Source organism: Azospirillum argentinense (assembly GCF_000632475.1).
GTDB lineage: Bacteria > Pseudomonadota > Alphaproteobacteria > Azospirillales > Azospirillaceae > Azospirillum > Azospirillum baldaniorum.
In genome coordinates, this window is sequence record NZ_CP007793.1 from 1202598 (window position 1) to 1227791 (window position 25194).

The 25194-nt window shown below is 67.8% G+C and carries 24 protein-coding genes; 13 read left to right on the forward strand and 11 right to left on the reverse strand.

From position 1 onward, the window contains the following. Window positions 1-35: 35 nt before the first annotated feature. Complete coding sequence (locus tag ABAZ39_RS05665; protein ID WP_038527590.1) at window positions 36-2645, reverse strand: glycosyltransferase family 2 protein; 2610 nt, start codon at window positions 2643-2645, stop codon at window positions 36-38. A gap of 439 nt (window positions 2646-3084) precedes the next feature. Between ABAZ39_RS05665 and ABAZ39_RS05670 the strand changes: the two genes are divergently transcribed. From ABAZ39_RS05670 to ABAZ39_RS05675, 3 genes are all read left to right on the forward strand, one after another. Then, the gene (locus ABAZ39_RS05670; protein WP_081862896.1) at window positions 3085-3498 is read left to right on the forward strand and encodes an HIT family protein; all 414 of its coding nucleotides are present in this window, start codon (window positions 3085-3087) and stop codon (window positions 3496-3498) included. Between the two features lie 121 nt (window positions 3499-3619). Continuing rightward, window positions 3620-3796, forward strand: a complete 177-nt coding sequence (locus tag ABAZ39_RS33895) for a CsbD family protein (protein ID WP_014240705.1) — start codon at window positions 3620-3622, stop codon at window positions 3794-3796. Further along, window positions 3796-3978 carry a hypothetical protein gene (locus ABAZ39_RS05675; protein WP_038527592.1) on the forward strand — a complete coding sequence of 61 codons (183 nt, stop codon included), beginning with the start codon at window positions 3796-3798 and terminating at the stop codon, window positions 3976-3978. Before ABAZ39_RS33895 ends, ABAZ39_RS05675 begins: the two co-directional genes overlap by 1 nt. Before the next feature lie 55 nt (window positions 3979-4033). On the opposite strand, the gene ABAZ39_RS05680 is transcribed toward ABAZ39_RS05675, so the two are convergent. Beyond that, window positions 4034-4507 carry an OsmC family protein gene (locus ABAZ39_RS05680; protein ID WP_038527594.1) on the reverse strand — a complete coding sequence of 158 codons (474 nt, stop codon included), beginning with the start codon at window positions 4505-4507 and terminating at the stop codon, window positions 4034-4036. Window positions 4508-4633: 126 nt separating this feature from the next. Then, window positions 4634-6460, reverse strand: a complete 1827-nt coding sequence (gene typA, locus ABAZ39_RS05685) for a translational GTPase TypA (protein ID WP_014240708.1) — start codon at window positions 6458-6460, stop codon at window positions 4634-4636. A 271-nt stretch (window positions 6461-6731) separates the two neighbouring features. Between typA and ABAZ39_RS05690 the strand changes: the two genes are divergently transcribed. The 4 genes from ABAZ39_RS05690 (at window position 6732) to ABAZ39_RS05705 (ending at window position 14880) form a co-directional block, all read left to right on the forward strand. Then, on the forward strand, window positions 6732-8660 hold the full coding sequence (locus ABAZ39_RS05690) for an autotransporter assembly complex protein TamA (protein ID WP_247881633.1): 1929 nt from the start codon (window positions 6732-6734) through the stop codon (window positions 8658-8660). 113 nt (window positions 8661-8773) lie between these two features. Next, the gene (locus ABAZ39_RS05695) at window positions 8774-13093 is read left to right on the forward strand and encodes a translocation/assembly module TamB domain-containing protein (protein ID WP_038530814.1); all 4320 of its coding nucleotides are present in this window, start codon (window positions 8774-8776) and stop codon (window positions 13091-13093) included. Window positions 13094-13219: 126 nt separating this feature from the next. Beyond that, on the forward strand, window positions 13220-13918 hold the full coding sequence (locus ABAZ39_RS05700) for a rhomboid family intramembrane serine protease (RefSeq protein WP_051657825.1): 699 nt from the start codon (window positions 13220-13222) through the stop codon (window positions 13916-13918). Window positions 13919-13995: 77 nt separating this feature from the next. Then, the gene (locus ABAZ39_RS05705; RefSeq protein ID WP_038527596.1) at window positions 13996-14880 is read left to right on the forward strand and encodes an S-methyl-5'-thioadenosine phosphorylase; all 885 of its coding nucleotides are present in this window, start codon (window positions 13996-13998) and stop codon (window positions 14878-14880) included. A gap of 78 nt (window positions 14881-14958) precedes the next feature. Here the strand turns inward: ABAZ39_RS05705 and ABAZ39_RS05710 are convergent, their stop codons facing one another. Then, complete coding sequence (locus tag ABAZ39_RS05710; protein ID WP_038527598.1) at window positions 14959-15372, reverse strand: hypothetical protein; 414 nt, start codon at window positions 15370-15372, stop codon at window positions 14959-14961. Between the two features lie 110 nt (window positions 15373-15482). After that, on the reverse strand, window positions 15483-16403 hold the full coding sequence (locus ABAZ39_RS05715; protein WP_038527600.1) for a pseudouridine-5'-phosphate glycosidase: 921 nt from the start codon (window positions 16401-16403) through the stop codon (window positions 15483-15485). A 149-nt stretch (window positions 16404-16552) separates the two neighbouring features. Here ABAZ39_RS05715 and ABAZ39_RS05720 point away from each other — a divergent pair, with 149 nt between their 5' ends. The 3 genes from ABAZ39_RS05720 (at window position 16553) to ABAZ39_RS05730 (ending at window position 20095) form a co-directional block, all read left to right on the forward strand. Beyond that, window positions 16553-17539: a ligase-associated DNA damage response exonuclease gene (locus ABAZ39_RS05720; protein ID WP_103038984.1), complete on the forward strand. Its 987-nt coding sequence runs from the start codon at window positions 16553-16555 to the stop codon at window positions 17537-17539. Beyond that, entirely contained in the window at window positions 17536-19113 is a 1578-nt protein-coding gene (locus ABAZ39_RS05725; protein ID WP_038527604.1) for a cisplatin damage response ATP-dependent DNA ligase, read from the forward strand. Before ABAZ39_RS05720 ends, ABAZ39_RS05725 begins: the two co-directional genes overlap by 4 nt. Before the next feature lie 208 nt (window positions 19114-19321). Next, the gene (locus ABAZ39_RS05730) at window positions 19322-20095 is read left to right on the forward strand and encodes a hypothetical protein (protein ID WP_038527606.1); all 774 of its coding nucleotides are present in this window, start codon (window positions 19322-19324) and stop codon (window positions 20093-20095) included. Window positions 20096-20110: 15 nt separating this feature from the next. Here ABAZ39_RS05730 and ABAZ39_RS05735 read toward each other — a convergent pair whose 3' ends face one another. The 5 genes from ABAZ39_RS05735 to ABAZ39_RS05755 form a co-directional block, all read right to left on the reverse strand. Then, entirely contained in the window at window positions 20111-20560 is a 450-nt protein-coding gene (locus tag ABAZ39_RS05735) for a GNAT family N-acetyltransferase (RefSeq protein WP_038527608.1), read from the reverse strand. A gap of 8 nt (window positions 20561-20568) precedes the next feature. Next, window positions 20569-21036, reverse strand: coding sequence for a DUF488 domain-containing protein (locus tag ABAZ39_RS05740; RefSeq protein WP_038527610.1), 468 nt, complete (start codon window positions 21034-21036; stop codon window positions 20569-20571). Continuing rightward, window positions 21033-21452: a hypothetical protein gene (locus ABAZ39_RS05745; RefSeq protein ID WP_038527612.1), complete on the reverse strand. Its 420-nt coding sequence runs from the start codon at window positions 21450-21452 to the stop codon at window positions 21033-21035. Before ABAZ39_RS05745 ends, ABAZ39_RS05740 begins: the two co-directional genes overlap by 4 nt. Window positions 21453-21532: 80 nt before the next feature. Beyond that, entirely contained in the window at window positions 21533-21955 is a 423-nt protein-coding gene (locus ABAZ39_RS05750; protein WP_038527613.1) for a hypothetical protein, read from the reverse strand. A 111-nt stretch (window positions 21956-22066) separates the two neighbouring features. Next, the gene (locus ABAZ39_RS05755; protein WP_038527615.1) at window positions 22067-22579 is read right to left on the reverse strand and encodes a YciE/YciF ferroxidase family protein; all 513 of its coding nucleotides are present in this window, start codon (window positions 22577-22579) and stop codon (window positions 22067-22069) included. Window positions 22580-22788: 209 nt separating this feature from the next. On the opposite strand from ABAZ39_RS05755, the gene ABAZ39_RS32855 reads away from it, so the two are divergent. Then, entirely contained in the window at window positions 22789-22962 is a 174-nt protein-coding gene (locus ABAZ39_RS32855) for a DUF6898 family protein (RefSeq protein WP_247874991.1), read from the forward strand. Window positions 22963-23323: 361 nt separating this feature from the next. Further along, window positions 23324-23635, forward strand: a complete 312-nt coding sequence (locus ABAZ39_RS05760; protein WP_236778081.1) for a hypothetical protein — start codon at window positions 23324-23326, stop codon at window positions 23633-23635. A gap of 158 nt (window positions 23636-23793) precedes the next feature. Here ABAZ39_RS05760 and ABAZ39_RS05765 read toward each other — a convergent pair whose 3' ends face one another. Beyond that, window positions 23794-24237, reverse strand: a complete 444-nt coding sequence (locus tag ABAZ39_RS05765; RefSeq protein WP_014240726.1) for a Ros/MucR family transcriptional regulator — start codon at window positions 24235-24237, stop codon at window positions 23794-23796. A 525-nt stretch (window positions 24238-24762) separates the two neighbouring features. Here ABAZ39_RS05765 and rpiB point away from each other — a divergent pair. Next, the gene (gene rpiB, locus ABAZ39_RS05770; RefSeq protein WP_038527617.1) at window positions 24763-25194 is read left to right on the forward strand and encodes a ribose 5-phosphate isomerase B; all 432 of its coding nucleotides are present in this window, start codon (window positions 24763-24765) and stop codon (window positions 25192-25194) included.

Genomic DNA, 25194 nt, shown 5'->3' on the forward strand with positions numbered 1-25194 from the left:
GCGATCCGGGCCGATGATCCGATGGGTGGGTGTGGTCAGTCCGCCCCGGCCTTGGCGGCTTCCGTGGGCTCCGGCCGTTGCTTGCCCAGCCCGATGTTGGGGAAGGCGTTGATCAGGGCGGTGATGAAGGCCGACAGGTAGGGCAGCGACTGCACGACCAGCAGGCCCGACCACATGAAGGCGTCGCGGTTCTCGTGACCGAACACCACCACGATGGCCAACGCGGCGCCCCACAGGCCCAGCAGCAGTGCGATCTCCTCCCGCGCCATCAGGAAGGCCTGCATCAGCGCCGGCTGGTTCTCGCACTTCGGCGTGCGGACGAAGGGGCGCCCGGAGGTGAGCATGCCCAGCCACATGGCGCGACCCACCGTGTGGGTCAGCGCCATGCCGGCGATGGCCGCCCCCACCTTGTCCCAGAAGCCGCACTTCACGCGCGCCTCGTACAGCCAAAGCGAAGCGCCGACCTTGAAGGCAAAGACGCTGAGCGTCGGGATCATGAAGACGCTGGGCGGGAACTCGAAATACTTCGGGAAGGCCAGCAGGCCGAGCGACCAGATGATGCCGGCGATGCCGAAGATCATGTGGGCGGCGTCGGCGAACCAGGGCAGCCAGCCGGTGACGAAGTGGTACTTCTGCCCGGCGGTCAGGCGCGTGCCGCCCGGCAGCAGATCGCGCCAGTGGTGCTTGAGGATCTGAACGGCGCCGTAGGCCCAGCGGAAGCGCTGCGTCTTGTAGGCGGAGAAGCTGTCGGGGACGAGGCCCTTGCCGTAGCTCTCCGGCATGTAGACGGCCTCGTACTTGTGCTCGAACAGGCGCAGGCCAAGGTCGGCGTCCTCGGTGATGCACCACTCGCCCCAGCGTCCGACCTCCTCCAGCGCCGACTTGCGGATGATGGTCATGGTGCCGTGCTGGATGATCGCGTTGCGCTCGTTGCGCTGGATCATGCCGATATGGAAGAAGCCGGCGTATTCCCAGTTGATCATCCGCTGGAACAGGTCGTGGCTCCAGTCCCGGTAGTCCTGCGGGGACTGCACGAAGCCGACCTCCGGCCGGTCGAAATGCGGGATGGTCGCCTTCAGCCAGTCGGGATGGACCTGATAGTCGCTGTCGATGACGGCGATGTGCTGGGCGTCCGGCGCCGTCTGGGCCAGCCCGAAGTTCAGCGCGCCGGCCTTGAAGCCCGGCCAGTTGTCCAGGTGGAAGAAGCGGAACTTCGGCCCCAGCTTGCGACAGTACTCCTCGACCGGGCGCCACACCGCCGGGTCCTTGGTGTTGTTGTCGAGCAGCAGGACTTCGTAGTTCGGGTAGTCCAGCCGGGCCAGCGCGTCCAGCGTCTCCATGACCATGTGCGGCGGCTCGTTGTAGCAGGGCACATGGATGGACACCTTCGGCGCGTTGGGCAGGGGGGCGGCCGAGCAAGGCTGGAACTTGCGCTTGAAGCGGTCCTGCCAGACGACCTCCGTCAGTTCGAGCCCGTCGATCAGCATGACGGCGAGCAGGACGAGCTGGCAGAAGACCAGGATGCCCCAGGCGATTTCCGTGGTGGTGGCGAGGCCGGCGACGCTGGCCGCGGTGAAGGTGAAGACCAGCACCGACGACACGCCCTGGATCATCGCGCCGTAGAAGACCTGTCCGCCGAACTTCAGGTCGCCGCCGCGGCGCCACAAGAAGAAGACGAGCGGCAGGAAGCCCACCGCGATGGAGATGCCGCAGAGCAGCGGCCAGTTCCGCAGCTCCGTCACCTCGCCGATCATCGGGAACTTCGGCTTGCGCCACGCGTCCCACAGGCCCCAGCTGGTGCCGGCGGTGCCTTCGATCTCCCGCTTCCAGGGCTGGTCGAAGGCCTCCATGATGAAGTAGTCGAGCTTGTTCTGCGCCGCGACGTTCAGGAAGGTGCGGATGAACTTGGCCTGGTTGACCTGGCTCGCCTCGGCGCCGCGGCGCCACGGGCCGTCGGCCGGCCAGCCGATTTCCGAGATCAGGATGTGCTTGTTCGGAAACTTGGTCTTCAGCTCGTTGTAGCGGAACATGGCGTAATCGACCGACTGGTCGGCGGGCACGCCTTCCCAGTAGGGCAGCAGGTGGACGGCCAGGAAGTCCACGGCGTCGGCCAGTTCCGGATGCTCCAGCCAGACGTGCCACGGCTCCGCGGTGGAGACCGGGACATTGACCTTCTTCTTCACGCGCTTGATGTATTCGATGGCCTGCGGGACGGTGACGTCGGCGCGCAGGATCGCCTCGTTGCCGACCAGGACGCGGCGGACGTTGTTGTTGTCGCGCGCCAGCTTGATCAGCCCGTTGATCTCCGGCTCGTCGATCTCCGGCTTGCCGGCGATCCAGGCGCCCGCGGTGATCGGAATCCCGTACTTGCGGGCGATGGGCGCCGTCTGCTCCGACCCGTCGGTGGTGGAGTAGATGCGCACGCCCTTGACCGACCCCTCCAGGGCCTTCATGTCCTTCTCGATGTCTTCCGCCGAGGCCTTGTCGCCCTTGGACGGGCTCTTGTCCGGGTGGAAGGGCGTGTAGCCGACGCCGCTGATGGCGCCGCCCCAGGACCGTTCGGCGACCGGGCGGTTCCACAGCGCCCAGACTCCGATGTTGCCCAGGATCACGAGAAGAAGAGCCGCGATCGCCGACTTGCGCATGACCGTCTTTCTTTGTCCCAAACGTCTGCCGGCCGTCCTGGCTTTGTCCGCCCCGGCCGGGCATCTTTCACTTCAGCGAAGGGGTTCAACCGGATCGGCACGCAGGGGGACTCGCCGCCCCGACACCGCCTTCGGACCGAACACCCGTACCCACCACCCTGGTTGCAGGACACGCCTCAATCCGCCGCGCGATCCGTATAAGCCGAAAGACCGAACGCCTCCGACCAGAACATCACCGGACCGAATAAAGATCGTGCGGCAGTTTATACATTTTTCCTAGTCCCGCAACCAGTCCCACTCCGACGCGCCGGTGCCCAGACCTGCAGCCGCAGCAATCCCCACTGGACGAACGTGCCGGATGGGCGTTTTCTTCCCCGGACACCGCAAGGAAATCCTTACGGGCCGAAGGGAAGTCAGCACAGGGAAGACACGGGACCCCATGACGATGTTCCATCTCCACGACCGTTTGCAGGCCGATACCGCCCCGATCGCCGAATGGCCGCTGTGCCGTGTCCTTTTGATGGACAACCGGGTGTGGCCCTGGCTGATCCTGGTTCCCGCCCGGCATGGCTTGACGGAGATCCACCAGCTGTCCCGAGAGGACCAGCACCGGCTGGTGGACGAGATCGCCCAGGCCTCGCGAGCGCTGGAAACCCTGTTCAGCCCGGACAAGATCAACGTCGGGGCCCTGGGCAATCTGGTTCCGCAGCTTCATATCCACGTCATCGCCCGCTCCAGGACGGACCCGGCGTGGCCGGGGCCGGTTTGGGGGTCGGGCTTCGCGGAGCGCTACAGCCCGGAGGAGCGGGACAGCCTTACCCGAAAGATCGGGGAGGAGTTGGGCCAAAAGTGAGGCCAGACAAAGCCGAACGCGACGGTACCCTCTCCTTTTGCGACCAAGCGAAGGCGTGACGTTTCTCCTGCGGCCCTGTTTACGGTCGCTGAAACATTCAACGATCAAAGGAGAGGGCACCATGAACACCGATCGCATCACGGGTGCCGGCAAGGAGCTGAAGGGCGAAGTCAAGAAGCAGGCCGGCGACCTGACCGGCAACCGGGATCTGAAGGACGAGGGCCGCGCCGACAAGGCCGAGGGCAAGCTGGACAAGGTCGTCGGCAAGGTGAAGGACATCCTCAAAGGCGACAAGTGATGGGCACGGAGGAGCGGGGGCATCGCAAGGACGATGCCCCGTCCGACGCCGCACAGCGGATCGAGGACAAGCTCATCGAGGAAACCGGGCAGGCCTCGGGCGACCCCGACAAGCCGGTCCAGGAGAAGTTCGACGAATTGGGCGAGAAGCCCGACATCAAGAAGAAGAGCTTGCGGGACTAGGAATCGCCCCCTTCCATCCGGAAGGGGGTTTTTCTTTGTCATTCATTTTTCTTTGTCACTCAACGGTGATCCGCGCCTCGACCCGCACCGGGAAATTCACCGAATTGGCGATGAAGCATTTCTCATGGGCCTCGTGGTGCAGGGCCACGGCCTTGGCGGAATCGCTGCCGGGGGCGAGGGTGACCTGGGGGCGCAGGACGACGTCGGTGAAGCGGCCCCCGCCGTGCGCCTCCTCGGCCATCGTTCCGCCGGCATCGTCCGTGTAGGCGGTCACGCTGACGCCGTTCACGGCGCACAGATGCAGGTACCACAGCATGTGGCAGGCCGAGAGCGAGGCCACGAGCATGTCTTCGGGGTTGTAGCGCGCGGGATCGCCGCGGAAGGCCGGGTCGGACGAGCCGGGGATCGGCGGCTTGCCGGGCGTGGTGATCTCAAGATCGCGGCTGTACGCCTTGTAGCCCGAGGTTCCGGTTCCCTGGTTGCCGGTCCAGGTCACCGTCGTGCCGTACTGGTGTTCGCGCCCTGACATTGGTCCCTCCGGATGTGTTTCCGGGAGGGTAACCGCGGTCACCGCCGCTGAAAAGAAAACGGGCCATAAAAAAAGCGGGAGGGCCGAAGCCCTCCCGCGATCTCAACAATGCCTTGCCCGTCAGCCTCAGCTGGCTTCGGCGGCGCGGGCGTGACGCTTGCGCTCGTTCGGGTCGAGGTAGCGCTTGCGCAGGCGGATGGACTTCGGCGTCACCTCGACCAGCTCGTCGTCGCCGATGTAGGACAGGGCGCGCTCCAGCGTCATCTGGATCGGCGGGGTCAGGCGGACCGCCTCGTCCTTGCTGGTGGTGCGGATGTTGGTGAGCTGCTTGCCCTTGATGACGTTGACCTCAAGGTCGTTGCCGCGGGTGTGCTCACCGATGATCATGCCCTGATAGACCGGAACGCCCGGATCGATCAGCATCGGGCCGCGATCCTCCAGGTTCCACAGCGCGTAGGCGACCGCGGTGCCGTCGGCGTTGGAGATCAGCACGCCGGTGCGCCGGCCGGCGATCGTGCCCTTGTAGGGGGCGTAGCCGTGGAACAGCCGGTTCATGATGCCGGTGCCGCGGGTGTCGGTCAGGAACTCGCCCTGGTAACCGATCAGGCCGCGCGACGGCGCGTGGAAGACGATGCGGGTCTTGTTGCCGCCCGACGGACGCATCTCGATGAGGTCCGCCTTGCGCTCCGCCATCTTCTGAACGACGGTGCCGGAGAACTCCTCGTCCACGTCGACGACGACTTCCTCGATCGGCTCCAGGCGCTGGCCGTTCAGCGGGTCGGTCTTGAACAGCACGCGCGGACGGCTGATGGCCAGCTCATAACCCTCGCGGCGCATCGTCTCGATCAGGATGCCAAGCTGCAGTTCGCCGCGGCCTGCCACCTCGAAGGCGTCGCCGCCCTCGGTGTCGCTGACGCGCAGGGCGACGTTGCCTTCGGCCTCGCGCATCAGGCGGTCGCGGATCATGCGGCTGGTGACTTTGTCGCCCTCGCGGCCGGCCAGCGGGCTGTCGTTGACCGAGAAGGTCATCGCCAGGGTGGGCGGGTCGATCGGCTGGGCGGCCAGCGGCTCGGCCACTTCCGGCGCGCAGATGGTGTCGGCCACGGTGGTGGTGGTCAGGCCGGCCAGGGCGACGATGTCGCCGGCGTGCGCCTCGTCCACCGGAACGCGCTCAAGGCCGCGGAAGGCCAGCACCTTGCTGATACGGGCGTTCTCGATCAGCTTGCCGTCGCGGCTCAGCGACTTGATGGCCATGTTGACCTTGACGCTGCCGGTCTGGATGCGGCCGGTCAGGATGCGGCCCAGATAGGGGTTCGCCTCCAGCGTGGTCGCCAGCATGGCGAAGGGCAGGTCCTCTTCCACCTTGGGCGGCGGGACGTGATCGCGGATCAGCTCGAACAGCGGGGTCAGCGTCTCGCGGGCGCCGTTCTCCAGGTCCGTGGTCGCCCAGCCGTTGCGGCCCGAGGCGAACAGGGTCGGGAAGTCGAGCTGCTCGTTCGAGGCGTCGAGCGAGGCGAAGAGGTCGAACACCTCGTCATGCACCTCGTGCGGACGGCCGTCGGGACGGTCCACCTTGTTGATGACGACGATCGGGCGCAGGCCCAGCTTCAGCGCCTTGCCCAGCACGAACTTGGTCTGCGGCAGCGGCCCTTCGGCGGCGTCGCAGAGCAGGACCACGCCGTCCACCATGGAGAGAATGCGCTCGACCTCGCCGCCGAAATCGGCGTGGCCGGGGGTGTCCACGATGTTGATGCGCAGGTCGTTCCACAGAACCGACGTGCACTTGGCCAGGATGGTGATGCCGCGCTCGCGCTCCAGGTCGTTGGAGTCCATGGCGCGTTCGGCGACCTGCTGGTTCTCGCGGAACGAACCGGCCTGCTTGAGGAGCTGATCGACCAGGGTCGTCTTGCCGTGGTCGACGTGCGCGATGATGGCGACGTTACGAAGATTCATGTGTCGGGGACTCTTAAATCCGCTCTGGGGCTTCCGTTGCGCAATGCCGCCCCGACACCGCGGCACGTCGGCCGCGCACAACAAAAAAACCCTCCGAGATCGATCGGGGGGCTCTGCCGGGGAAACTGTTGCGACGCAATATAATGATCCGGCTTCATAACGCAAGCGGCGTGGTGGGGGAAACTCGCCCAAAGCGCCTATGCGGAATTTCCTTGCGCCAAGGCGACCGAATCATTGGCGTCTGCGTCTCGGAATCCCACATGGTCCGGTGATGACCAGCCGCGTTTCCGCTTCCCGCCTCGCCGTCATTCTCCTGTCCAGCGCGCTCGTCGCCGTGCCGGGCGACCCGTTGCGCGCGCAGGACCCCGTGCCGGACGCGGCTCCGCCTCCAGCGGCGCAGGACGATTCCGGGCAGGATGACCCCACTCCCAACGCCCCTGGCCCACAGATCCCCTACGAGGTGGAGTTCACCGGGCTGGAGGACGACGAGCTGCGCGACCTGCTGCGCGACAGCTCCTCGCTGGTCAGCCTGAAGGACGACCCTCCGCCGTCGGTGCTGGGGCTGGAGCGGCGGGCCGACAGCGACCGGGACCGTCTGCAGACGGCGCTGCGCTCCGCCGGCTTCTACGACGCCGTGCTGGACATTCGGGTGGACGCGGCCCGGACGCCGGCCAAGGTAACCGTGGCGGTGACGCCCGGCACGCCTTACCGCTTCAAGACCATCACCATTGCCTCCACTGACGGCGCGCCGCTGCCGGGCGGCGACGTGACCCCCGGCGACATCGGCCTGCCGGTGGGGGAGCGGGCGCGCGCGCCGCAGGTGGTGGACGCGCAGTCCGCGCTGCTGCGCCGGATGACCGACCGCGGCCACCCCTTCGCCACCGTCGCCGAGCGGCGGGTGGTGGTGGACCACGACGACCACAGCATGGACGTCACCTACTCGGTCGATCCCGGCCCGCTGGTGATGTTCGGCGACACGAAGATCGACGGGCTGGCCAGCGTCGACGAGGGGCTGATCCGCGGGCGCCTGCCCTGGAAGCAGGGCGACATCTACAGCCCGGCCAAGGTCGACCGGGCGCGCCAGCAGATCGCCCAGCTCGACGTGTTCGACACGGTGCGGGTGCGGCTGGCCGAGGAGCCGGGGCCGGGCGGCGTCACGCCGGTGGACGTGACCCTGGCCGAGAAGCTGCACCGCTTCATCGGGGCCAGCGCCTTCTACTCGTCGGAGGATGGCGTGGGCGGCTCGGCCTATTGGGGCCACCGCAACCTGTTCGGCGGGGCGGAGCGGCTGCGGCTGGGCGTCGAGGTCGGGCGAATCGGCGGCGACAACGGTGCCGGGCAGGGGCCGCGCGGCAGCCTGGACCTCCCGGATATCCGCCTGTCCGCCAACTTCCGCAAGCCCGACTTCCTGGCGCCGCGCCAGTCGCTGATCCTGGATTTCCAGGTCGCGTCGGAGCAGCCGCCGGCCTACGACCGGGTCGCCACCATCGGCTCGGCCTCGCTGGAGCGGCAGGTGACCGACCAGCTCAAGATCTCTTACGGCGTGTCTGGAGAGCGGGGGCGAGTCCGCAACAACCTGCGGGAGTACCAGACCGGCTTCATCGGCGTGCCGCTGGGCATCGCCTGGGACGGTTCGGACAATCTGCTGAACCCGTCCAGGGGCTACCGAGCCTCGCTGCTCGCCACCCCCTGGTTCCCCTACGCCGGGGATACGGAGTCGATCTTCACCAGCTTCCAGATCAACGCGTCGGCTTACCGCGATCTGTCCGACGACGGGCGCTACGTCGCGGCGGCGCGCATCGGCGTCGGCAGCACGGTGGGGGCGTCGCTGGACCAGGTTCCGCCGGACCATCGCTTCTACGCGGGCGGCGGCGGGTCGGTGCGCGGCTATGGCTTCCAGAAGGCCGGACCGCGCGACATCTACGGCGACCCGACCGGGGGGCGCTCGCTGTTCGAAGCCGGTTTGGAATTGCGCGTCAGGGTGACCGAGACCGTCGGCATCGTGCCCTTCGTCGATGCCGGCACCGTCTTCGACAGCGCCTTCCCGGACTTCAAGGAACCGTTGAAGGTCGGTGCGGGCATCGGCGCCCGCTACTACACCGATTTCGGGCCGCTGCGGGCCGACGTTGCCTTCCCGCTGAACGCCGATTCCGGCGATGCGAAGTGGCAGCTCTATCTCAGTCTGGGTCAGGCCTTCTGATTCGTCCTTTCAACCGGTGATGCCGGGCCGGGTCGCATTTTTGCCACTTGGATCGGGATCGCCCATGCTCTTTCCCGTTATACCATTCGGGGAATGCCGCAACGGGGTGCGTGGTGTCGGGTCTGCGTCGTCTGATCGTCCTTCTTCTGGCCTTCGCCGTCCTGACCGGGGCGGTCCTGACGGAGGCCGCCCGCGCGGCCGACACCGAAGGGGGCGGCTGGGGTCCAGCCAACGCGGTGCGGCGCTGGATCGCCCAGACCATTGAGAAGGCGGTGAACGGCCCCGACCTTCAGGTCCGGATCGGCACCATCGGCGGCGCGGTCCCCATCAACTTCACGATTTCGGACGTCACCGTCGCCGACCGCGAGGGCGTGTGGCTGCGGCTGGAGGATCTGCGGGTCAACCTCGCCCCGACCGCGTTGCTGACCGGGCGGGCCAAGGCCGACGCCATCGAGGCGCAGCGCGTCGTCGTGGTGCGGGCGCCGTTGCCCACCGAAGGGCCGGAGCCGCCGCCCGACCAGGGGCCGACCTCGCTGCTGCCCAGCCTGCCGGTGGGCGTCGCCGTGGACAAGCTGGCCATCGCCGAGTTGGTCCTGGCGGAGCCGCTGATCGGGCAGGAGGCGCGGCTGAAGATCGACGGTTCGCTGGACCTCGCCTCCGGAGGGTCGTCGCTCGAAGCGCATCTGAACGTGGACCGGTTGGGCGAGCAGCCGGGCACGGTGGCGCTCGACGTCGCCTTCAATCCCGACGACAAGCGGCTCGACCTGAATCTGAAGGCGTCGGAGCCGGCGGGCGGGCTGATCGCCACCGCGCTGAACATCCCCGGCGCACCGCCGGTCAACGCATCGCTGGACGGGCAGGGCTCGCTGGACGACTGGAAGGGCACCTTCACCGCGGCGGCGGAGAACGCCGCCCGGCTGGCCGCCGACGCCACGATCAAGGCGGTGCCGGAAGGGCACGCCGTCTCCATCGCGGCGAGCGGCGACGTGGCGTCCCTGCTCGGCCCCGACATCGCGCCGCTGGCCGGGCCGCAGCCGGCGCTGAAAGGCACCGTGGTGGTCGCTCCGGACGGCGCCCTGACCCTGCAGCCGGTGGCCGTCGAGACCGCCGCCGCCACGGCCAATCTCTCGGGGCGTGTCGGCGCCGACCGCCGCAGCCTCGACCTGCGCTACGAGGTCCAGGCCGGGCCGGACTCCACCCTCCATGGTTTCGCCCCCGGCATCGCCTGGCGGGAAGGCACCGTGTCGGGCACCGCTCAGGGCACGCTGGACGCGCTGACCGTGGTGGTGGAGGGGCTGATCCACGACCTCGCCGCCGACGATCCCGCCCTGGCCTCGGTGGCCGGGCCGGAGGTGCGGCTGGACGGGCGGGCGCTGATCAACGCCGACACCGGGGCGGTGGGGATCGAGGGGTTGACCCTGACCACCGCGGCGGCCAGCGCCGGGGCGCAGGGCAGCGTGACCGGCTGGGGCCAGACCGCCGATGTGACGGTGTCGCTGAACGCCGACGACTTGTCGCGTCTCTCCGCCCTCGCCGGGCAACCGCTGGCCGGGTCGCTGGCCCTGGCCGGGCCGGTGCGCCGGCAGGAGGACGGCACGCTGACGGCTGGTCTCAGCGGCGCGCTGCGTGGTCTGCAAACCGGAACGCCCGCCGACGGCGTGCTTGGCCGCGACGTCAGCCTGGGCGCGCAGGCGGTGATGGAGCCGGGCGGCGCCATGCGCCTCACCGACCTGACGGTGGATGGCCGCAATGGACGGCTGACGGGTGATGCGGCCCTGGTGGACGGGGCGGTGGACGCCAAGACCCGGCTGGAGATCGCCGACCTCGCCCCGGTGGGCACCGCCGCCGGAACGGAGATGGCCGGCATCCTGACGCTCGACGCGACGGCGAGAGGTCCGCTGGACGCGCTGGTGGCGGAAGCGGCGCTGCACGCGCGGAACCTCGCCGTGCAGGGGCGCCGCTTCGGCGACACGCGGCTGAACGCCACCGCGGAGAACCTGCCGGCCGCCCCGCAGGGGCGTGTGTCGGCCCGCACGGAACTGGCCGGCGCCGGGCTGACCGCCGACGCCGCCTACGCGCTGGATGGGCAGGTGTTGCGGATCAGCGACCTCGCGCTGGCGAACGGGCCGAACCGGATCACCGGGGCGGTGCGCGTGGCGCTCGACGTCATGACGGCGACCGGCAAGCTCGACGGCACCCTGCCGCAGCTTCAGGCGCTGTCGGAGCTGGCCGGCGTGCCACTGACCGGAGCGGCGGGCTTCACCGTCGCGCTCGACGCGCCGAACGGCAAGCAGGCGGCCAACCTGACCGCCAACGCCACCAACCTCCGCGTGGAAGGCGAGGGCGGTCCGCTGTTCGCCGCCCGCCGCCTGACCGCCAACGCCGATGTCGCCGACGCGCTGGGCAACGCCAGCGGCAAGGCGCGTGTGGAGCTTCAGGATGGGGCCGCCGCCGGCAACGACCTGTCCCGGGTGACGGCCAGCGTGGACGGTTCGCTCGCCAAGGCGGCCTTCCGGGCGGAGGCGGCGGGGGCCGGAAGCGACCCGCTGGGGCTCGAACTGGCCGGGGAGTTCACCCAGAGCGGCGCGCTGAACCGCATCCGGCTGGACCGGCTCCAGGGGCGCTACAGCGGTGAATCCTTCCGGCTGACCCAGCCCGCCGCCATCGCCCTGGGCGAGCGGCGCTATGAGGTGTCCGGCCTGCGGCTGGTCAGCGGCAACGCCCAGCTCGCCGCCGATCTCGGACTGAACGGGGAACGACTGTCGGGCGAGCTGCGGCTCGACCGCGTGCCGATGGCGCTGGCCCGGCTGGCGAATCCGACCCTCCGGCTGGACGGCACGCTGAACGCGCAGGCGACCCTCGGTGGCACCGTCCGCCGCCCGCAGGCCGACGCCACGCTGCGCGTCGCCAACCTGAAGGCGCAGCAGACCACCCAGGCCGGCGTGCCGGGCCTGAACGCCACCGTCAACGCTCGCTGGAGGGAGGCCCGCCTGTCGGTGGACGGCGACGTCGCCACCAGCAACAACGCCGGCCGGGTGACCCTGACCGCCGCCGCGCCGCTGGCGATGAACCCGGACACGCTGGCCTTCTCGGTGCCGGAGCGCGGCCGTCTGGAGGCGGCGCTGCGCGGCGCCATCGACGCCTCGCTCGCCAACGACCTGCTGGCGGCGAGCGGCGACCGGGCGCGCGGCACGCTGCGGCTGGACGTCAGCGTCGACGGCACCGTGGCGGCCCCGCGGCTGGGCGGCACGGTGACGCTGGCCAACGGGCGCTACGAGAACCGGGCGAGCGGCGCCATCATCAGCAACATCGACGCCCGTATCGTCGGCGACGGCGACGTCTTCACCATCCAGAGCTTCCGCGGACGGACCACCAACGGCGGCGAGATCAGCGCCCGCGGCGTGATCCGCCCCGCCGCCGTGGACCTGCAGCAGCAGCTCGACCTCGTCATCCAGGCCGACCGGGCGCGGCTGGTGCAGAACGATCTGGCGGCGGTCACCCTCGGCACCAACCTGACCCTGACCGGCAGCTTCCTGAATCCGCGGCTGGCCGGTCCTGTGCGGATCGAGCGGGCCGAGATCCAGATTCCCAACCAGACCCCGCCCAACGTGGTGGACCTGAAGGTCGTCGAGGTTGGCAAGGGCCGCAAGGCGCAGCCGGTCAGCCTGAAGAACGGGCAGGCGGGCAATGGGCAGGCGGCGGCGCCTGAGCCGGCCTTCGCGATGATCCTCGACCTGACGATCAACGCGCAGAACCAGATCTTCGTCCGGGGCCGTGGGCTGGAGGCGGAGTTCGCCGGCCAACTCGCCGTCACCGGCACCTCCAGCCAGCCGCTGGTCAGCGGCCGGCTGAACATGCTGAAGGGCGAGTTGGACCTTCTCGCCAAGACCTTCGTCTTCAAGCGCGGCATCATCGAATTCGACGGCGGTCCCACCATCGACCCGCGGCTGGACTTCCTGGCCGAGGCCACCGCCAACGATGTGACCGCCCAGGTTCTGGTCACTGGCACCGCCGGCCAGCCGAAGCTGGAGCTGACCTCCCCGCAAGGCTTGCCGCAGGATGAGGTGCTGTCCGCGGTGCTGTTCGGGAAATCGGTCGGCAACCTGAACGCGGTGGAGGCGGTCCAGCTTGCGCAGTCCGCGGCGACTCTGGCCGGCTTCGGCGGCGGAGGGCCCGGCCTGCTCGGCAACCTGCGCCGCGGCCTCGGTGTCGACCGGCTGGAATTCACCGGTGGTGCCGACGGCAAGGGCGGGGCGGTGGAGGCCGGGCGCTACGTCAGCGACCGCGTCTATGTCGGCGTGGAGCAAGGCATTGGCGCGAACCAGAGCCGCGCCACCGTCGAGGTCGACATCACGAAGAACATCAAGGCCCAGGCGGATGTCGGCGCCGATTCCGACACCCGCGTCGGCGTCAAGTGGGAGTGGAATTACTGATAGGTCCGACCTTCCAACCTGCTTGCGAGCCGCTTTCGGGCGCTGGTCATCGGCGCAAGAGCCCCCATATCGAGCAAGGATGAAGGCCGGGCCGCCAAGGCTTCGGTCATCGGCGAAGGGGGAGCGGTGCGCGCTGCCAGAAGGATTCCCTACGTCAACCAGGGCATCGTCATGGCCTGCACGCTGGCCTTCGTGCTGGGCCTGCCACCGGAATCCCTCGCCTTCGTTCCCGCCTATTTCTTCGGAACGGTGGAGACGGCTGGGCCGCTACCGACCTGGGCGGTGGGGCGCGGCCTGTTCGGCCATGTCCTGATCCACAGCGACATCGTGCATCTGGTCAGCAACATGCTGGCGCTCTGGGCCTTCGGCGGTGCGGTCGAGCTGGCGATGGGCAGCCTGCGCTACCTGCTGTTCTTTCTGCTCTGCGCGGCGTCGGGGGCCATGGTGGAGGGAGCGTTAGCCGTCGATCCCATGGCACCGCTGGTCGGGGCGAGCGGGGGGATCTGCGGGGTGATGGGGGCCTTTCTGCTGCTGCACCCGCAGGCGACGCTCGGCGTGACGCCGGGGCCGCGGGTTCCCGCCTCCTTCGTGGTGGGCAGTTTCCTGGCGATCAACGTGGCGATGACGCTGATGCCGCCGGCTCCGGGTTCCAGTCTGGGCGATGTGGCCTGGGCAGCCCATCTCGGCGGGTTCGGCGCGGGGATGGCGCTGGTCGCCCTGTTCCGCCGCCCCGGCGTGGCGCTGTGGAGCGTGGCGCGCCTCAGCACCGCGGCGAAGGCCGCCGTCTATCTGACCCTGGTGGTGGTTCTGCTGCGAACGCTGTGACCGCCTCCGCCGTGACCGTTGCCTTTGCCGGGCCGGGGCGGAATACTGCGCCCTCCCATTGACGGAGGCATGTGACTATGGCGGAAACCGGGTCCGCGCCGGTGCTCGGCGTGATCGGCGGCAGCGGCGTCTACGACATCGATGGCTTGGAGAATCAACGCTGGGTGAAGGTGGAAACGCCTTTCGGAGACCCGTCGGACGAGCTGCTGACGGGCGAGCTGAACGGCCAGAAGCTGGTCTTCCTGCCGCGCCACGGCCGCGGTCACCGCATCGCGCCGTCCGAGCTGAACTTCCGCGCCAACATCTACGCGCTGAAGGCGCTGGGCGTGACCGAGATCCTGTCGGTCTCCGCCGTCGGCTCGCTGAAGGAGCATCTTCCGCCGGGCACCTTCGTGGTGATCGACCAGTTCATCGACCGCACCTTCGCCCGCAGCAAGAGCTTCTTCGGCACCGGTCTGGTGGCGCATGTGGCGCTGGGCCATCCGGTCTGCGGGCGGCTGGGCGACCTGATCGAGGAGGCGCTGGTGGAGCTGAAGGTGCCGCACCAGCGCCGCGGCACCTACATGGTCATGGAAGGCCCCCAATTCTCGACCAAGGCCGAATCCGAGCTGTATCGGAGCTGGGGCTGTGACGTGATCGGCATGACCAACATGCCGGAGGCCAAGCTCGCCCGCGAGGCGGAGATGTGCTACGCGACCGTCGCCATGGTCACCGATTTCGACTGCTGGCATCCGGAGCACGACCACGTCACCGTGGACGCCGTCATCCGCGTGGTGGTCGCCAACGCCGGCAAGGCCCGGTCGCTGGTCAAGACGCTCGCGCCAAAGGTCCAGGCGCGTGACGGGCTGTGCGCCCAGGGCTGCCACACCGCGCTCGATCACGCGATCATGACCGCGCCGGACAAGCGGGACCCGGAGATGCTGAAGGCTCTCGACGTCATCCTCGCCCGCGCGCTGGGCTGAGGACGCCAACGCAAAAAGCCGCGGGACCCGGCGTGCGTCCGGGTCCCGCGGCTTTTTCCTTGGGTCGCGTGGAAAGCCTCAGTGGCGGGTGCGTGCCGGGGTCACGTAGACGCCGTCCCAATCGACGCCAAACAGCGCGTCGTCGCCGGCCTCTTCCACCAGCTCGTCGTAATCGCTGATATCGATCAGGCCGAAGATCGAGGCGGTGCCCGAAGCGTCGAGGTCGCAGGTGATGACGCGGCCGGCGAACTCGACGGAGGTGAAGAACACTTCCGGCAGTTCCATGCTGTCGAGGTCGGCGGACACCGCGCACTCGATTTCGTGGACGAGGCGGGAGGAGAGGGAACCCCGCAATTTCGCCGCCTGGGAGGCCCAGACGATCTTCTTGACCCGCGCAGCCGGGCGGTTGTCGGTGTCGCCGATGCCCTCGTCGGGCTGGGCGGCCATGGCGATCATCCGGGAAACCAGGTTCGACGGGCTGGGCGCACGCATAGAGACCTCCGCTGAAGAACGAGCGCAGATTCACCCGGCGTCGGTTAACGGGGACTTAAATCCGGACGTCACGGATGGCTTACCTCTTATGCGTAACGGCCTATGACCGGTCAGGAGGCCAGCGCCGCGTAAGCCGCTGCCAGCTGCGCCGCAGTCACGGCGTTGTTTCGGATCAGCGCCATGTTCGCGGTCAGGCTGCGCCCGCCGGTGATCCGCTCCAGCGCCGCAAGGAGAAAAGGCGTCACGGATTTTCCAGTGATTCCATGATGTTCCGCATCCTTTAGCGCCTGCGCGATGGCCCGCTCCATGACCTCGCCATCCAGCGCGTCGGCCTCCGGGATGGGGTTGGCGAGGACCACGCCACCCTCCAGCCCAAGCTCCCATTTGGCCCTCAGGATCGCCGCGACCTCATGCACGTTGTCACAGCGATGAGAGACGGGCAGACCAGAGTTGCGGCTGTAGAAGGCCGGAAACGCGTCGGTGCCCAGACCCAGGACGGGGACGCCGCGGGTCTCCAGCACCTCCAGCGTCTTCGGCAGGTCAAGAATCGACTTCGCGCCCGCACAGACGACGCAGACTCTGGTGCGGGCCAACTCGTCGAGGTCCGCCGACACGTCGAAACTGGTTTCGGCGCCGCGGTGCACCCCGCCCAGGCCCCCCGTGGCGAAGACGGCGATCCCGGCCAGCCTTGCGGCGATCATGGTGGCGGCCACGGTGGTAGCCCCCAGCGCCCCGGTCGCCAGCGCGACGGGCAGGTCGCGACGGCTCAGCTTCATGACGCTGGTGCCGCCCTTGGCGAGCCGCTCCAGAGACTCACCGTCCAGCCCGACGCGGATGCGCCCATCGAGAACGGCGATGGTCGCGGGAACCGCCCCCTCGGCCCTCACCGCGTCCTCCAGCGCCGTCGCCGTTTCCAGGTTCTTCGGGTAGGGCATGCCGTGGGAGATGACGGTGGATTCCAGCGCCACCACGGGTCGGCCCTCGGCCAGGGCGGCGGCGACCTCGGGCGTTGGGGACAGGCGGTGGTGCATGGTCGGAATCTCCCTCGTTCTCCCGCATCCTGCGCTGTGGTTTGCGCCGGCGCAACCTTAGGAATCGGAATTTTGTCCTTTCGCGAGGACGGCCTATATTGCAGCACATGCCTGCACAAAGCCCCTCCCGCCCCCCCGCCGAACGCTGGATGAAGGTCTGCCCCGAGGGGCTCTATGTCGAGCCCGGCGGCTTCTACGTGGACCCGCTGCGCCCGGTGGAGCGCGCGGTCGTCACCCACGGCCATTCCGACCATGCCCGGCCCGGCCACGCCCATGTGCTCGCCACCGCCGGGACGCTCGCCATCATGCGGCAACGGCTGGGCGAGGGGGCGGGGGCGGCGACGCAGACGCTCGACTATGGCGAGGCGATCCGCATCGGCGACGTGACGGTGCGTCTGGTCCCCGCCGGCCATGTGCTGGGCAGCGCGCAGGTGGTGCTGGAGCATGCGGGCACGCGGGTGGTGGTGTCCGGCGACTACAAGCGGCGCTTCGACCGAACCTGCGCGCCCTTCGAGCCGGTGCCCTGCGACGTCTTCATCACCGAAGCGACCTTCGGCCTGCCGGTCTTCCGCCACCCGCCGGATTTGGGGGAGATCGACAAGCTGTTGCACTCGCTGTCGATCTTTCCCGAGCGCAGCCATGTCGTCGGGGCCTACGCGCTGGGCAAATGCCAGCGGGTGATCTCCCTGCTGCGCGCCGCCGGCTACGACCGGCCGATCTATCTGCACGGCGCCCTGGAGCCGATCTGCAAGCTCTACGAGGGCTTCGGCGTGCCCCTGGGCGAGCTTCGCCCGGCCACCGTGGCGGCCAAGGAGGAGCTGAAGGGCGCCCTGGTGCTGGCCCCGCCGGGCGCGGTGGCCGACCGCTGGGCGCGGCGGCTGACCGACCCGGTGGTGGCGATGGCCTCCGGCTGGATGCGGGTGCGTCAGCGGGCGCGCCAGCGCGGCGTGGAACTGCCGCTGGTCATTTCCGACCACGCCGATTGGGACGAACTGGTCCAGACGCTCGACGAGGTCGCCGCGCCCGAGGTCTGGGTGACCCATGGCCGGGAGGAGGCGCTGGTCCACCACGCGACCCAGCGCGGCATCCGCGCCCGCGCCCTGGCCCTGGTCGGCTTTGAGGAGGAGGGTGCGTGAGGAACTTCTCCGCGCTGATCGACGGGCTGGTCTTCATGCCGGCGCGCAACGGGAAGATCCGCCTGCTGGCCGACTTCTTCGCCACCACGCCCGACCCCGACCGTGGCTGGGCTCTGGCGGCCCTGACGGAATCGCTGGTCTTCCACGAGGCCAAGCCGGCGGCGATCCGGCAACTGGTCGCCACCCGCGTCGATCCCGAGCTTTTTGCCCTGTCCTATGATTATGTGGGCGACCTTGCCGAGACGGTGGCGCTGATCTGGCCGGAGCGTCCGGAGCGGGCGAACAGCCTGCCGCCGTCCATGACGGAGGTGGTGGAGACTCTGCGCGCGGCCAAGCGCGGGCAGGTGATGGGTCTGGTGGAAGGCTGGCTCGACACGCTGGATTCCTCGGGCCGCTTCGCGCTGCTCAAGCTCATCACTGGCAGCCTGCGGGTGGGCGTGTCGGCGCGGCTGGCCAAGACGGCGCTGGCGGAGTGGGGCAAGGTCGATCTCGGCGATATCGAGGAGTGCTGGCACGGGCTGACCCCGCCCTACGCGGACCTGTTCGCCTGGCTGGAGGGGAGGTCCGACCGGCCGGCGGCGGGGAAGGGGGCCGGCTTCCGCCCGCTGATGCTCTCCCATCCGCTGGAGGAGGAGGATATGGGCGGTCTCGATCCGGCCGACTACGCCGCGGAGTGGAAATGGGACGGCATCCGCGTGCAGCTGGCGGCCCGCGGCGGCGAGCGGCGCATCTACAGCCGCACCGGCGACGACGTGTCCGGCGCCTTTCCCGACATCGCCGACCACATGACCTTCGACGCCGTGCTGGACGGCGAATTGCTGGTCGCCCGCGACGAGGGCGAGATCGCGCCGTTCAACGACCTTCAGCAGCGGCTGAACCGCAAGACGGTCACCGCGGCGATGCTCAAGGAGTTTCCCGCCTGGGTGCGGCTCTACGACATCCTGTTCGACGGCGAGGAGGATCTGCGGAGCCTGCCCTTCACCGAGCGGCGCGCCCGGCTGGAGCGCTGGCACGACGCGGTGCGGCCCCGGCGGATGGACCTGTCGCCGCTGGTGCCGTTCGAGGGCTGGGAGGCGCTGAAGGGCCTGCGCGAGGGCAGCCGGGAGAACAGCATCGAAGGGCTGATGCTGAAGCGCAAGGACAGCGTCTACGTCGCTGGGCGTCCCAAGGGGCCCTGGTTCAAATGGAAACGCGGGGCGCTGACCCTCGACACCGTGCTGATGTACGCCCAGCGCGGGCACGGCAAGCGGTCCAGCTATTACTCGGACTTCACCTTCGGCGTCTGGCGCGGCGAGGAGCTGGTGCCGGTGGGCAAGGCCTATTTCGGCTTCACCGACGCGGAGCTGGTGGAACTCGACCGCTGGGTGCGCAACCGCACCACCCGCCGCTACGGCCCGGTGCGCGAGGTCGAGCCGGGGCTGGTGCTGGAGGTCGCCTTCGACAGTGTGCACCCGTCGAACCGCCACAAGAGCGGTCTGGCGATGCGCTTTCCGCGCGTCCACCGCATCCGCTGGGACAAGCCGGCGGCGGAGGCCGACCGGCTGGAAACGCTCCAGGCGATGGTCGTCGGCTAAGAGTGCGGATCAAAACCGGGTAGGGCTGAGGTAAATCAACGGCTTCAGCCCACTTTCCACGGGTTTTGATAGGAGCTCTAAGCTGGGCGGAGCCGCTTCTTCCATTTTGAACCGGGTCCGCGTTGACGCCGGCGGGATGGCGCTTAGTCTTCTGCAACCGTTCGCTGCGGTCGAGCGGGGTGGAAGACATCAAGCCGGAGACCTGACCATGCCGTTCGCCGCCGCTCCCGAATTCAAGAAGCACAAGGCGAAGTGCGAGGCCGAGGCCAAGAAGATCCCGAACTCGGGCGACGCCCTGGCGGTGGTGAAGAAGTCGGGCGATGTGGAGAAGGCTGCCGCGGCCTGGGACAAGGCCTACAAGGCCGGGGACGCCAAGGCGTTGCGCGCGGCGCTGGCCGATCTGCTCCAGGCGACCAAGATCTTCCGGGCGAAGCTCAGCGCGGTGATCGTCAAGGCGCAGAAGGCGAAGAACGAGGGCGCGGTCGAGGTGGCGGCCGACATGCTGGGCGGCGCCATGAACGTCGAGCAGATGGCCCAGCTGGAAAGCCAGTCCGTCCTGAAGAAGCTGGAGAAGGCGGGCAGCGCCAAGGAGATGCCCGCCACCACCTTCTTCGCCGACTGGACCTCCGCCAAGAAGATGTTCGAGGCGCTGACCGGCAAGAAGAAGCCCGCCGAGGGTTTCCTGCTCGCCTTCCGGGCGTCGAGCGGGCTGGAGAAAGCGACGAAGGCGCTGGACGCCGCCACGCGGGCCAACGACGTCGATGCCCTGCAGAAGGCGATCAAGGGATTCGAGAACACCGGCAGCGAGTATTTCGCGACCGTGAAGAAGAAGGCCAAGGTCTCTGTCGCCGCCGACGACACCGACATCCCGGACGAGTCGGAGGAGGCCTTCAACTACGATCAGGCGCTGGCGATCCTGCTGAAGAACCTGAACGTCATCCGCAAGGAAGCCGGCGATATCCTGGCCGAGGCCAGGAAATAGACAGGATTTTCATTCCTATCGGCTCAACCGCATGTCGATGTGGTCGATGCCGACGTCGTCGTAAATCTCGCTGACGCGCCGGAAGCCGAAGCCGCCGTAAAAGCTCTCCAAGTAAAGCTGCGCGCTGATCTGCACGTCGTGCTCTGGCCATTCCTGGGCCAGCCGTTCCAGGCATTCCGCGACCAGCCGACGGCCCAACGCCTTGCCGCGCCACGCCGGAGCGACCGCCAACCGCCCGAACGAGGTCGTGCCGGTGTCGGCATCCGGACCGAAAATGCGGGCGTAGCCGACGGGTGTCGGTGCGTCGCCCTCGTACAGCGCCAGATGCTGCGCCACCGGGTCGCGTCCGTCGAGGTCGGGAAAGGGCGAGGCCTGTTCCACCACCAGAACGCTCTGGCGGAGGTGGAGCATGTCGTGGAAGGTGCAGGCGGACAAATCGGCGAAGCGGTACCAGCGGGAGTGCATGTCGGGCCTTAAAAGGAGGGTTCGGCGGGAGTCAGATGCTCCACCGTGAAGCCGAAACGGCTGTGAAGCAATTCACCGACGCGGAGCCGGTGGCAGAGGTGCGGCGACGCCTCGAAGCAGAGCAGGCAGGCCGGGCGTTCCCGCGCCAGCGCGGCGGCGCGGTTCAGGTCATGCTCCGCTTCCGGGGTCTGCATCTTCGCATCCACGATCGACCAGAAACGGTCCAGGTCGCCCTGGTGTGCGGCGACGCGCCCCTCCTTGGGCGTGCCCAGCCCCTTCAGGTGGACGTAGCCGATTCCGGCCTCCTCCAGCCCGGCGGACAGCGGCCTCTTGGAAAAGCCGGCGCGGCGGGACAAGGGCAACTCACGCACGTCGAGGAGGACCCCGACGCTCCGCGCCTTCAATGCACGCAGAACGGAGTCGAAGGAAGCCCCTTCGTAACCAATGGTGTAAAGTGGCGGGACGTTGCTGCTCATGACGGGGAGGGCAGGGCGTTGCGGATCATGTATTCACCGATGTCCTTCGGCTTCACCTTGATGTCGGTCAGCGGCTCGTCGGCGGACATCGCCTTGGCGACCAGAAGGCTGTTCTGCACGTTGGTCAAGGTGATGCGGAAGACGCCGGCAGCACCCTTCAGCTTCGGGTAGTAGGTCGGATCGATGACCTTCTCCTTGCGCATCAGCCGCTCGATCAGCGTCTCCTCGTCGAGATCCGCCACGTCCTGGCTGTGGATCAGGCGCCAATCGCCTTCGCCCGCCCAGCCGGCGTCGATCGCGGTCTTGGCCTCGTCCTTGTCGGCGGCCACGCCCAGCTTGAAGATTTGCTTTCCCTGCCCAACGTCGGACGCCCACTTCGTCAGCGCGGCACTGCGCGCCACATACACCACGGCCATTCTCGCGTTTCCTCACCGGTCAGGCGGCCATGCTGCCGCGAACCGCCCGAGGAGGCAACCACCGGAAGGAGGGTAGGGGGTCAGGGAAAGGAGGATTGCCGGGACAAGGGGGTGATGAGGATGCGGCTGACGACGTCCTTGCCGAACAGCTTGACGCTCTCCTCGTCGATCTTGCGGCGCAGAGCGGGCATGTTGGCGATGTTGCCTCGGACGATCCATCCCTCCTCAATGCCCAGATAGACGGCGCGCAGCGCGGCGTCGTGCAGCCGCGGGATGGCGACCTGGACTTCACCCAGCCGGGTGGCGTTCGCCACCTCCAGCATCACCTCGATCTGGGTGTAGCGCTCCACCTGCCCGCGGGTGACGATGGGGACCATCACCGGCTTGATGCGGACGGAAGGCGGCAGGGCCGCCGGCCCCTCCGCCGCCTGAACCACCGTGGACAAACCGGCGATGGTGGCGGCGATGAGAAGGGAGCCGATAATGGACGCGACCCTGCGCATGGGGGCACCGGAGAAATCGATTGGGTGAGCCCGATAGTAGGGGCTCGTCCGCCCGCCTTCAATGGTGCCCGCTGTAACAAGAGATTCGGCTTATGGCACGGCGCGCCGTTGTCAGGCCGCCTTTTGCCCGCTGGCCTGGATCGCCTTTTTGTTCACGTCGTTGATTGCCAGCATGTTCAGCTTCTTGTCGGTTTCCTTCTCTTCGTTCAGAGTCTGCTCCAACAGCTCCGCCACTTTGGTGAGCCCGCAGGCGGTGGCGTAGGCGTGGACGGTGCCGTAGCTTGCGATCTCATAATGCTCCACCTTCTGGGCGGCGGCGATCAGGGCGGCGTCCTGAACCTCCGGGGCGAGACCCATCTCCATGATCTCGCGGGCCTCGCTGATCAGCCCCTCCATCGCGTCGCAATGCTTGCCGCGGGTGCGGGTGTCCAACTCGTCGAAGACCTGCTCCAGACGCTCGATCTGGCCGCGGGTTTCCTCCAGGTGGGATTCGAAGGCCGCGCGGAGCTGTTCGGAGTGCGCCGCCTTGGCCAGTTTCGGCAGGGCCTTGGTGAGCTGCTTTTCGGCGTGGTAGATGTCGCGAAGCTCTTCGATCAGCAGATCCTGCATGGTCTTGGCAGCCATGGTGCCGGTACTCCCTTGCTGAGTGCGTCGTCCGCCAACAACAGGACGTGGCAGACGGGGTTCCGGAGCGGTTGCGCTGTGCTAAGGTGGTAACGGGACCGGCGAAGGCCGGCGATGGAGAAGAAGCGATGGTGGGCAATCGGGCGCCTGGAAAAGGCCAGACGGCTGGAAACGGCGCGGGAAACGGCACAAGAGGCGCTGTTGGCGAGGTGCTGTTCGAATTCCAGCGGGTCGGCAGCTATTTGAAGGTCATGGCCATCGACCCCGTCACCGCGACGGAAGTGTCGGTCGTCGGCCCGGCCACCGGCAGTCTGGAACTGCTGAAGCGGACCGCGATCAGCAAGCTCCAGTTCGTCATGAAGCGCGACGCCGTCAAACGCTGACCGGGTTTTGCCGCTGACCGGGTTTTGCCGCTGACCGGGTTTTGTGAGTACAGGCGCCAAGAAGCGCGCCCTCCCGGCGGTGCGGGGGGCGCGGCTAGTCTTGGCTTCTGCTGATGGTGAGCACTGACATCCCGGTGCCGGACCTGCGGAACCAGTCCGGGGGTGAACTGCTCAACTCCGACTCTAGACCTATGCCGCGCCGTGGGCACTGGTGCATCGGATGTAACGCCTGTAGAAACCGTTCCACGAACGAACGGACCGATGCGCTTCCTGGGCAGTGCGCTCCAAGCGCGTCGATCCTGACCGAATGCGGAGGGAGACGATCGCAATGCGTTGCGTGACGGTCTTGCGGAGAATGCCCGTGCTGTTGAGAGAGACCCTGAAGCCGGCGGCCACGCTGCTGGTGCTGGCCGTGGCGCTGCAAAGCCCGGCGGCGCGGTCGGAAACCACCATCATCTGCACGAAGCCCGGCGTTCCGCTCTGCATGAGCGACACCACCACCTTCGTCAGCGCGGACAAGATGGCCACCTGCCAGTTCGAGGTGAAGGAGTACGTGGACAAGACCATGGACTATCTGCGCTGCCTGAACGAGGAAAACACCAGCACAGGGCAGGAACTGACCCGCAATGTCGAACGCTTCAACTGCCGCCTGTCTGGCCGCAACTGCGGGTGATGGGAGGCGCTGGCGGGTTCGCTGAAGTCCGTCGGCGCCATGGTCCGGGATACAGGGCCCAGACGGTTCAGGGCCAGGAAAGACATGACGGCATAACGACTCAGGGCCGGCTTCCCATCGGGGAGGCCGGCCCTGTTCGTTCAGGACGGTGCTGGCGCTCAGCCGGCCTTGCGGCGGGTCTGGCGGCCGGAGCTGCGGCCGAGGCCGATCCGCTTCGCGAACTCGGAGCGCTGCGCCGCGTAGTTCGGCGCGACCATCGGATAGTCGGGCGGCAGGCTCCAGCGCGCCCGGTATTCGTCCGGCGACATGTTGTAGGTGGAGCGCAAATGACGCTTCAGCATCTTCAGCTTTTTGCCGTCCTCCAGACACACGATGTATTCGGGCGTCACCGACTTGCGGATCGGCACGGCGGGCTTCAGCGGCTCCGACGGAATTTCTCGGGGCTGCGTGTTCAGCCCGGTCAGCGACGAGTAGACCGTGTTGATCACCTCGGGAATCTGCTGCGCCGGCAGAACGTTCTTGCTGACATATGCGGAGACGATGTCCGCGGTCATCCGCAGAAGCTCGTTATCGGGCACATCGGCGCGAAGCTGGTCACTCATTGCCATTAGTCCTGATTTTTCATTTTGTCCCTAGCAACCAAGTTGCACAGCGTGATTTGGGTGTCAATATAATTTCGAGAGGAGCGAATTAAGTTATTTGCGATCTGCATGAAGTTACAAGGCGTGGCAAATCAGATGTCCCAGGAAATGGCCGGGCTGCGGCTGCACTGCCCCACGTTTAGGCATCGTCTAGTGCGGGGAAGCTAGGCAAGACCATGGGAATCGGGTACCGCAACTGACCGATTCGTGGTGCGAGACCGAATCGGCGGCTCTGCTTACTGGCCGTTAACGTCAACGGGGGCGGGAAATAGAGAAACATTTGTTCTCGGCATGCATCATGGATCATGGGGCCCGTGATCCACGCCCATGCCCGGCCTCCCTCCTTTGCGGTTCTGTGCCCGGTGCAAAGCCCCTGTGCGTTGTGTCCTTCTGGCAGTCCGGGGCGATATCTGGTAGCTTGCGCGCCATGCCGCCGTCCCCGCCGGGCCGGCGCCATTCGTATTTCGTGCACGGAGTTTTTCTTTCATGACCACCATCGCGATCGCGTCCGATCACGCGGGGTACGAGATGAAGGCCGAGATCGCCTCCTGGCTGGCCGGCGCCGGCTACGAGGTGCTGGACCTCGGCTGCAACGGTCCGGAATCGGTGGATTACCCGGATTTCGCCACGGCGCTGGCCGGCGCCATCAACGACAAGCGCGCGGCGCGCGGCGTCTTGATCTGCGGCAGCGGCATCGGTATCAGCATCGCGGCGAACCGCCACCCGGGCATCCGTGCGGCCCTGGTGCATGACGTGACGACCGCCCGCCTCGCGCGCCAGCACAACGACGCGAACGTGGTGGCTCTGGGCGCCCGCATCATCGGCGCGGAGATCGCGAAGGATTGCGTGGACGCCTTTCTGAAGACCGATTTCGAAGGCGGTGAACGGCACAGCCGGCGAATCGCCAAGATGGGATGA